The organism is Bradyrhizobium sp. IC4059 (assembly GCF_020193615.1).
Classification (GTDB): Bacteria; Pseudomonadota; Alphaproteobacteria; order Rhizobiales; family Xanthobacteraceae; genus Bradyrhizobium; species Bradyrhizobium yuanmingense.
This window is the reverse complement of the sequence record NZ_JADYVH010000047.1, coordinates 1-460: the sequence shown is the minus strand read 5'-3', so window position 1 is coordinate 460 and position 460 is coordinate 1. Positions and strand designations below refer to the sequence as shown.

Here is a 460-nt window from a genome sequence, read left to right as displayed (position 1 = left end):
AATCAGGTCACCACCGGGCTCACCTCGCGCGTGTATGATGCCGCCGCGGTGGAACGTTTTAATATTTCCGTTGGTCAAATCTACTATTTCACCGAGTCACGCACCGGTGATGACAACATCAACTGGGAGAACAACGATACCACGGGTTCACTGGTCTGGGCCGGCGATACCTACTGGCGCATTGCCGATGAATGGGGTCTGCGCGGAGGGATCCAGTACGATACGCGTCTGGATAACGTTGCCACTGGTAACGGCACCATTGAATACCGTCGCGATGAGAACCGCTTAGTTCAGCTTAACTATCGTTACGCCAGCCCGGAATATATTCAGGCCACGCTGCCGTCATATTCCACCGCGGCACAATATAAACAGGGTATTTCGCAGGTGGGGATGACCGCCAGTTGGCCGATTGTCGATCGCTGGTCCGTGGTCGGGGCCTACTACTACGATACTAATACCC

1 protein-coding gene is annotated in these 460 nt (G+C 54.6%); it reads left to right on the top strand.

What is annotated here, in order from left to right; translation table 11 throughout:
- A partial coding sequence (lptD, locus tag I6F12_RS37025) for an LPS assembly protein LptD (RefSeq protein WP_225158549.1) occupies positions 1-460 on the top strand: 460 nt, incomplete at both ends.